The 7,124-nt window shown below is 39.5% G+C and carries 6 protein-coding genes; 1 reads left to right on the plus strand and 5 read right to left on the minus strand.

Annotated elements, in window-relative coordinates:
- Positions 1-184 precede the first annotated feature (184 nt).
- The 5 genes from CWB76_RS18050 to CWB76_RS18070 form a co-directional block, all read right to left on the minus strand.
- The gene (locus CWB76_RS18050) at positions 185-742 is read right to left on the minus strand and encodes a YqgE/AlgH family protein (protein WP_138609467.1); all 558 of its coding nucleotides are present in this window, start codon (positions 740-742) and stop codon (positions 185-187) included.
- Positions 743-864: 122 nt separating this feature from the next.
- Positions 865-1,812, minus strand: a complete 948-nt coding sequence (gene gshB, locus CWB76_RS18055) for a glutathione synthase (RefSeq protein WP_138609469.1) — start codon at positions 1,810-1,812, stop codon at positions 865-867.
- Between the two features lie 66 nt (positions 1,813-1,878).
- Positions 1,879-2,613, minus strand: coding sequence for a 16S rRNA (uracil(1498)-N(3))-methyltransferase (gene rsmE / locus CWB76_RS18060; protein WP_138609472.1), 735 nt, complete (start codon positions 2,611-2,613; stop codon positions 1,879-1,881).
- Positions 2,614-2,683: 70 nt separating this feature from the next.
- Complete coding sequence (locus tag CWB76_RS18065) at positions 2,684-3,157, minus strand: hypothetical protein (RefSeq protein WP_138609474.1); 474 nt, start codon at positions 3,155-3,157, stop codon at positions 2,684-2,686.
- A 77-nt stretch (positions 3,158-3,234) separates the two neighbouring features.
- Entirely contained in the window at positions 3,235-4,128 is an 894-nt protein-coding gene (locus tag CWB76_RS18070) for a DUF350 domain-containing protein (RefSeq protein WP_138609475.1), read from the minus strand.
- A 78-nt stretch (positions 4,129-4,206) separates the two neighbouring features.
- Between CWB76_RS18070 and glnE the strand changes: the two genes are divergently transcribed.
- Positions 4,207-7,002 (plus strand): bifunctional [glutamate--ammonia ligase]-adenylyl-L-tyrosine phosphorylase/[glutamate--ammonia-ligase] adenylyltransferase, encoded by a 2,796-nt coding sequence (gene glnE / locus CWB76_RS18075; RefSeq protein WP_138609477.1) that lies wholly within the window; start codon positions 4,207-4,209, stop codon positions 7,000-7,002.
- Positions 7,003-7,124 lie beyond the last annotated feature (122 nt).

Below are 7,124 nucleotides of genomic sequence, written 5' to 3' on the forward strand. Positions count from 1 at the left end.
ATACGCACTAAATAGGCGATAACGCAGCATCAATGCCAAACAGGCGCTGCCCGAAGGGTTCTGCCTAGGGGCGATTTACTCTTTGTTGCTCGGTTTTTACTTAGCCCACTAGGTTACAAACCTCGCGCCGCGATTAAACCGCCCCTAGTTTGAACAAATTTTAATCTGCAAAGGTCAACAGACCCTAAGCATGTCCAGCTTCGGGGCTTAATTGGCTAACATCAAAACCAAGCATAGAGACTGCCATTTCCCAGCGCTTTTCCACTGGGGTATCAAAAATTATTTTGGGGTCGGCTTTTATAATCAGCCAGCTATTATCAAGTAGCTCTTGTTCTAACTGGCCTTGCTCCCAACCTGAGTAACCTAAGGTAATTATAAATTGCTCGGGTGCTTGAGCGGTAGTTAATGTGGCTAATACATCTTTTGAGGTAGTGATCATAATATCACTGCTCAATTTTTGGCTTGCCGAGTACCCAGTTTTTGGTGAATGTAGCACAAAGCCACGATCCGTTTTTACCGGCCCGCCAGCATACACTGTCACTTGCGCGGCATGTTGCGACTTATCGTTATCAATATCAATTTTGTCGAGTAGCTCACCTACGGTAACATCAATCGGCTGATTGATAACAAGTCCCATAGCGCCTTCTTCATTGTGTTCACAAATATAAGTGACCGCACGTTTAAAAAAAGGGTCTTGCATTGATGGCATTGCAATTAAAAAGTGATTTTCTAATGACTGCATAATTTTTACCCCTTTAGTTATTGAATCTTGAGTATGGCATAGTCCCATGTTTTAACACTAAAAATTTATTCAACTTTAAGCGATGACTATAGAAACGTCAGCGCTTAAAGTTTGCTATGGCTTTAGCTAAGTTTTCTCTCTATGGCATCAAATAAAATACCGGTAATAGAAATGTCGTAAGCGGCCTCAATTTCTTTAACACAGGTTGGTGCTGTTACGTTAATTTCAGTTAACTTATCGCCAATGATATCTAAGCCAACAAATATTAAGCCTTTTTCTTTCAATGTAGGGGCAACTGCTTGAGCAATTTTAAGATCTGACTCACTAATTGGGCGTGCTTCACCACGTCCGCCGGCGGCTAAGTTACCGCGCGTTTCGCCGTTTTGTGGAATACGCGCTAAGCAATAAGGAATAACTTCACCATCAACAACCAATACGCGCTTGTCACCTTGAGTGATCTCTTCAATGTAATTTTGCGCCATCGCAAAGCGACTGCCATGCTCAGTTAAGGTTTCGCATATTACGCCAATATTGGCATCATCTGCTTTTACTCTAAAAATAGAAGCACCGCCCATACCATCCAGTGGTTTTAAAATAATATCCTTGTGCTGGGCTAAAAATTCACGGATTTGCTTTTGGCTGCGGGTAACTAATGTATCAGGTGTGTGCTCACTAAACCAAGCTGTAAATAGTTTTTCATTGGCGTCACGCAAGCTCTGTGGCTTATTAATAACTAAAGTACCCGCTTGCTCAGCACGTTCTAAAATATAGGTTGCGTAAATATATTCAGTATCAAAAGGCGGATCTTTACGCATTAAAATAACGTCTAAATCAGCCAGCGCAATGGTGGTTTTTTCTTCAAGTTGGTACCATTTTTCTGCGTTATCAAAAACCTGCGCTTTGGCTGCAGTGGCGTAGGCATTGCCTTGACGCAGCGATAAATCATCCATTTCCATGTAGTAAATTTCGTAGCCACGGGTTTGCGCTTGCATCATCATTGCAAAACCGGTGTCTTTTTTAATATTAAATCCACTAATAGGATCTGAAATAATACCTAACTTAATTGCCATGCGCTGTGCCTTAATTTATGTGTTTTTTACAACTGTAATCTTGATATGTGGGTGCTTTTTGTTATTTCAATTAGCTAAATCGCCAAATTGTAATTGCAGTGCGCTTAAAACGGTTAACGCTGCTGTTTCTGTGCGAAGTACCCGCGGGCCTAAGCGAATATCTACAAATTCTTGTTGCTTTGTTTGTGCTATTTCATCGTCAGTAAATCCGCCTTCCGGCCCTACTAAAAAGCGCACGCCGTCATCGGGAATGGTAATAGTTTTAATACTGTGTTCGGCGCGAGGATGCAAAGTTAATTTAATGGCAGCTGTTTGCTGTTCAAGCCAGGTTTTTAAATCAACAGGTGAGTGTACTTTTGGCACAAAGTTGCGCCCAGATTGCTCTGATGCGGCAATGGCTATTTTTTGCCATTGCTGGTGTTTTTTTTCTAAGCGGTCGCCACTTAGTTTTACGCCGCAGCGCTGGCTAAAAATAGGAGTGATTTCAGTGACCCCTAATTCAACAGACTTTTGAATGGTAAAATCCATTTTGTCACCACGGGATACGCACTGGCCTAAATGAATTTTTAATGGTGATTCAACGTCATGAGGATTAAATTCAAGTGGCATAACAACCACGCTCTTTTTACTCACCTCAATAATTTCACTGAGGAATTCTCCGCCTTCACCATTAAAAATAGAAACCTGTTCGCCCACTTTCATGCGCAACACTCGACCTATGTGCCCTGCAGCATCATCGTCAAGGTTTAAAGGAGTATTAAGGGCAATTGGTGATGATTGATAAATATGAGGCACTCGCATGGCAAATCACTTTTTTACATAGAAGTTATATCCCTCTATGGTAAGTAAGCAAAGGCTTGGGTGCAATTATTTATTTTTCATATTCAGGGACTGCAAGCTCTGTTAGTTCTTGTGCGGTTTGGGCTATATCGGTATCACAGGACAAATGATTTGAATGGCACTCTTCATTTATGGGGTTAATGTCATAGCCATGATTGGTTTGACTAATAATATAGCGTTTTTCATGTAATGAATTATAAATAAAGCGCTGTGTATCATCAGCGAGCAAATAATCTGTTTGATTGAATAATACGCCTTGAACATTATGGTGTTCGTGAAGGTAGCTGGCCAGTTCTGAAATACTGATTTCGTTCTCAATATCGCAATAGCAATAATCTTTAACGAGTTCATCAAACATCATTTTAACCAGCTTTTGCGTGTTCGCACCGGCTATAATGATGTCTTTTTTAGCAGCATCATTAGTATTTATGTAATACTTTACAAATGCTCGACTGAACTCGTTATCTATATCAATTAATAGATAACTTCCTGTTTTAATTGCCATATACCTAAAATCCCTGTTAATTTACCAAACAATTAAATAGGGACGTTAAGCAACGGCTAAATTTAATGAGTTTGGTACTAAATTGAAAACATACTTATTAATAAATAACCAATAGCACAAAATACAGCAAATTCAATACAGGCAATGCCAATATTATCCTGATGATCGACTTCAAGTGCGGTATCTATATTTGGCATTGAAATAATTTTTATAATATACGTTAAACAGTATAGTAACAGCCACATCACACCGCAATGCATTACCAAAGTAAATAAGTTCTCTACCATTTTACCGTTTTGAAACGCCGCACTCGATAAACCAGCATACGCAGCAAGAGCTAAGCCTATTGATTTACCCGCATAGCGAATACCAATGGAGGTGTTTTCTAAACCAAAGTTACTTTGCAATGAGGCCCCTTGGTTGGCTTTAGCAAAGCGGTTTTCGCGTATTTTACTGTCTAGGGCAAACATGCCTTGTAAAACAAAAAAGCTTACCGAGGCTATTAATAAATTACTAAAGCCTTGAGTGTGTGTCCACGTATATAAACCCAATACTAAAATGCAGTTGGCAATCAGCATGCCTGAATCAACCAGCGCCGCACAAACGTTTTGTTTTAATATAGCTGCTTCTTCATTAAAGCGGCGTAATATCCACTTACGGTGGATTAAATGTCCCATTTTTATAAACGAAAATAACAGCACAATTAACAAAATGACTTTCAGTGGATTTGATTGAGCGGTGCTAACACTAATTTCATCGAACAAAAATGCCATTGTGGCGATCACCACTGATATTTCAGAAGCAAAACTAATTCCCATTGCAAAGTTATCATGTTGCGCTAATTCTTCTTTAAGTGCTTGTTTTGCTTTTATTTGAGTCACAATTCTTAAACTGATGATAATAATACAAATAACCACAAAACTAATAGCAATCGCAACTAAACTAGTGTTAGATAATGATAAATATGACATGGTGTTCCTAAATAGATTTACCTTGGTAGGTTTTTAACCATTCTAGTATGGTTATTGGTGAGATAAAAGAGGGTATTGATGAGTAACGACACGCAGCTTCCGATTGAATTACAAAAACTGGGTGAAACGCGTTTTGCAGCGCTGTATCCCGAACAACAAATCCAGCAGCAAATCGTGCGTTTATTAGCGTTAAGTGATTTTGCTTGGCGCAGTTTAAGTTCTCAACCTTCGCTATTATCTTGGTTGCTGTGCGAAGTTGAAATTAACAATAGAGAAATTTCAGATCCCTTTGCAACGCTTAATATAAATGAAGTCGAAGAGCAGCAGTGTCATCAATTACTGCGCCAATATCGCGAAAAGTACTGGCTAAAAGTCGCTTTTTTAGACTTATGTTGTGAAAACTCAATTGCGGATAGTATTAAATACATTAGTGAACTTGCCAATAAACTAATAGACAGTGCTAATCAATGGGCCTACAAAAATGTTGCTAAAACTAATGGTGAACCATTAGATGAAGACAAAAATTCTTTACCATTAATGGTACTAGGCATGGGGAAGTTAGGTGGGCAAGAACTCAATTATTCATCTGATATCGACCTTATTTTTGCATACCCCCGCAACGTTAAAACCCAAGGCGGTCGTCGCTCGCTCGAAGCATCTGTTTTTTATACTAAAGTGGCCCAAAAGCTAATTACAGCCCTGAACCAATGTACTGTGGATGGCCAAGTATTTCGGGTTGATATGCGCCTGCGTCCATTTGGTGAAAGTGGTCCGTTGGTGATGAGCTTTAATGCCATTGAAGATTACTACCAAGAGCAAGGGCGTGATTGGGAGCGCTATGCGATGTTAAAAGGGCGTTTAATTGGCACGCCTAATCGTTATTGGCAGGAGTTTAATACCTTGCTGAGACCTTTTGTTTATCGCCGCTATATTGATTTTTCGGTGATTGAATCGCTTAGAAAAATGAAACTCATGATTGCCCAAGAAGTGCGTCGTAAGCGCTTAACAAATAATATTAAATTAGGTGGTGGCGGCATTCGCGAAGTTGAATTTATTGTTCAAGCATTGCAAATGGTCAGGGGCGGCAGAGAAGCAAATTTACAAACACAATCTCTATTAACTGCATTAGAGCAGCTAACTTTTAGCCAAGTGATTGATGAGCATGAAGCCAGAGGGCTTAAAAATAACTATCTTTATTTACGTATGGTAGAGCAATACCTACAGATTTTTGATGATCAGCAAACACAAACTCTGCCTGATGATGAGCTAAATCAGCAACGGCTGAATGTATTGTTGAAGCAAGGTAATTTTGACTCAGCTATTGAAAAAATAGAACAGGTCATGGCGCAAATTCATAATGAGTTTATTCAGGTAATTGGTGAAGAAACTGAACCACTTGATACTTGTGAAGGCGCGTTTATAAGTACTTGGGATCATGGTGATGTTAGCTTTTTGAATGAACCAAGAGAAGAGTGGCAAACACCATTACATGACTTCAAACAGCGCCTATCTAAAGCCAAAGTGGGCAATCGTGGACGCGATATTCTTGATAAATTAATGCCTGCATTACTAAAACAATTAAACGACTTTAATGCTACTGCCAGTGCGTTTACAACGGTATGTCAAATACTAAATAAAATTATTTCGCGCACCGCTTATTTAGAGCTGTTGTATGAAAACCCTGGAACGTTAAAGCAGTTAGTTTTGCTCTGTTGCCATAGCAAGTGGATTGGAGAGCATATTTCATTGTATCCCATTCTACTCGATGAACTTATCGACCCTGCAGTGCTATACAAACCGACCCCATTAACAGCGTATAAAGATGAAATAAGACAGTATTTTTTACGTATTGAACATGACGATCTTGAACAACAAATGGAGGCATTACGTCAGTTTAAACAAACTCATCAGTTACGGATTGCTGCCGCAGATGCCACTGGCGTTATTGATGTGATGAAAGTAAGCGATCACTTAACTGCACTTGCAGAAGCAATAGTTGATCAGGCTGTTAATATTGCTTGGTATCATTGTGTTAAACGTTTTGGCATGCCACCCAATACCGATGATGAGCATAAAGGCTTTGCCGTTATTGCGTATGGAAAAACTGGCGGTTTTGAGGTGGGTTATGACTCTGATCTCGATTTAGTGTTCGTGCATAACCATGACGGTACCAGCTACACCAGCGGCGACAAAGCAATTGACTCAAGACAGTTTTATTTAAAACTAGCGCAACGATTAATGCATTTATTTAATACCCGTACTGCCTCAGGTATTTTATATGAATTAGATACTCGACTTCGCCCAGAGGGGGCATCAGGGTTATTAGCGATTAACTTAGAGAGTTTTAATCATTATCAACAAACCCAAGCATGGACGTGGGAGCATCAAGCTTTAGTGAGAGCGAGACTGATTTTAGGCCAAACTGAATTAGTAACGCGTTTTGCACAAATTCGCGCCGAGATATTGTGTCAAAAACGTGATGTTGAACTGCTAAAGACCGACGTAATTAAAATGCGCGAAAAAATGCGTGGTCATTTAGCTAAAGGTAACGAACAGCAGTTTGATTTAAAACAAGACGTGGGGGCGATGACCGATATTGAGTTTATTACCCAATATTTAGTATTAAAGTACGCTCATGAGTTTAACCACTTATGCGACAATTCTGACAATGTCAGAATTTTAACGGACGCGGCTAAAATTGGTTGCATTACAGACACACAGAAACAGCAACTTATTAAAGCTTATATAGATTATCGCTCACGCTATCATGTGTTGAGCTTAGATCAGCAGGGTCGTTGTGTAAAACGTGAAGATTTTAGTAAAGATATCAATAATGTAACTGCTGTTTGGAAAGCTATTTTTGAGTTGGACTGATTTATAAGCGCTCAATGACTATTGAGCGCTTATAAAGCCAAGGGTCTGTTGAACTTTGCGGATTGATATTTGTTCAAACTGGGGGCAATTTAGTCGCGGCGCGAGGTTTGTAACCTAGTGGG

Origin of the sequence: Pseudoalteromonas sp. S1609 (assembly GCF_005887255.1) — a bacterium.
Classification (GTDB): Bacteria; Pseudomonadota; Gammaproteobacteria; order Enterobacterales; family Alteromonadaceae; genus Pseudoalteromonas.